Source organism: Lactobacillus apis (assembly GCF_002837055.1).
Lineage (GTDB): Bacteria > Bacillota > Bacilli > Lactobacillales > Lactobacillaceae > Lactobacillus > Lactobacillus apis.
The window spans coordinates 1-1,880 of record NZ_PDKP01000046.1 but is presented as its reverse complement, the minus strand read 5'-3'; the positions used below and the strand labels follow the sequence as shown (position 1 = coordinate 1,880).

The window sequence follows — 1,880 nt, the reverse complement described above, 5'->3', positions numbered from 1 at the left end:
ACCAATAATTCGGACAGCTAGGGATGGTACAGTTCCAGGAGTATTTATACTTAATGGTGTGGCACAACCTTTGAATTTATGGACCAGCAGTAATGTAAGTAAAACTCCGGATAACACCGTCAATAAATTTGATAAGCTACAAATTTGGAACGAATCTACTACTTTATATAACGCTGCAGGGAGTGAAACATCTGTTCCGAGTTTGTTCAAAAACACTCGAGAATTACAGCTTAACAATAATGATTGTTCTGATCTTGGATCAGCTGCTGTTCAATATGTCAATCAATATGGAACAGTAGTAAAGACAGTAAATATGTCATTTTCGGATGATAATTATGTTGGTCAGAGGCTGCTTCTTCAGGATACTAAATATGTTGTAGATGAAATGCCTTCAGGCTATGTAGTGGCAAGTTCGACACAACTTTATCCTGGCGCAAAGGAAAAAGTGGATCGGATGCTAACCGATCAATATGGACAAGGTTGGCTTGCATATGTTCCTGGAAGGACCCCAACCAGTGCAATAACTCCAGATCGAGTTTATACTATATATGTTTGGGGTGATCCACAAACGGTGAATGTTCAGTTTGTGGATATCAATCATAAAGAACGCGGTCCGCTTAGTCCCTCGAAGCAGTATTTATCANAGATCGAGTTTATACTATATATGTCTGGGGTGCCCCGCAGACAGTGAATGTTCAGTTTGTGGACATTAATCATAAGGAGCGAGGTCCTATTAGTCCCTCGAAACAGTCCTTGTCGTATAAAGACGTAACTCAATCTGCTAATACTGGTAACGTTATAGACTGGACAAGTGAATGGTCAGTTAGTCAGCTTAAGTCTGCCTGTCCAAGTGGATATCACCTTTACACNAAGTGAATGGTCAGTTAATCAGCTCAAGTCTGCCTGTCCAAGTGGCTATCATCTTTATATCGAAAAAGATGGGGAGAGTGTTCAGCCCAAGAGTACTACTGTTGGTACAGATAATCCAACTATCACAGTATATATTGAAGGTGATGAAAAAAGCGTAGATATAGCGTATAGAGAAACAGTTAGAATGACGAGCCTTTCTCCTTTGAATCCAGTTAAAATTACTGGAAGAGTTGGTGACACGGTTACTATACCAGATGCGCCAGATTTACCTGGATATATCTTTGCCAGGGCTACGAATACTGGCGCTAGTGGTCCAGACCTAAAGACTATTGATATAGGTGTAAGCAATCCACAAATCACATATTGGTACACCAATCTTGCCGATATTATGACACAGTATCAAGATAGTATTATAAAGGCGCAGAAGGNTCCACAAATCACATATTGGTACACTAATCTAGCAGACATTTTAGGGCCGTATCAAGATGACATCACGCAAGCGGGAGAGAATGCAAAAATTGCAATTAGTAATGATAACACCCTTACACAAGATGAGAAAACTGCCTATATTAGAGAAATTGATAGTATCTATACTAAGTACATTGACAAATTAAAGGCTGCAAAAACAGTTGACCAGTGCGACCAGGCGGTAAGCGATGCAAAAAGTGAATTCCAATATATTGTTGACCAAAAAGGACTACCGCTAGAAACGCAGAAGCAAAATGCTAAGGACAAAATAGATCAAGTTCTCGCAGCAACTAAGAAAGTAATAGATAATGATAAAAACCTCACTTCAGCTGAAAAGGCTGAGATATGGTCAAAGCTAAGCGGACAGACGGCTACAAGTGCTAAAGATACAATCGATGCTGCAACAAATGCTGATAAAATAAACACAGCTTTAGAAAAAGGTGTAAATGATGTCCAAGCTTATGCGCCAGAGCTAACTTTAGATAAAAGAAAGGAAAATGCTAAGGCAGAACTGTCTGATAAGTTCAAATTAATACAACCAA

General features: G+C 39.3%; 1 protein-coding gene. It reads left to right on the top strand.

The features are described from left to right. Positions 1-1,054: 1,054 nt before the first annotated feature. On the top strand, positions 1,055-1,880 hold an 826-nt coding region (locus CRG87_RS07740), incomplete at its 3' end, for a DUF1542 domain-containing protein (RefSeq protein WP_458118141.1).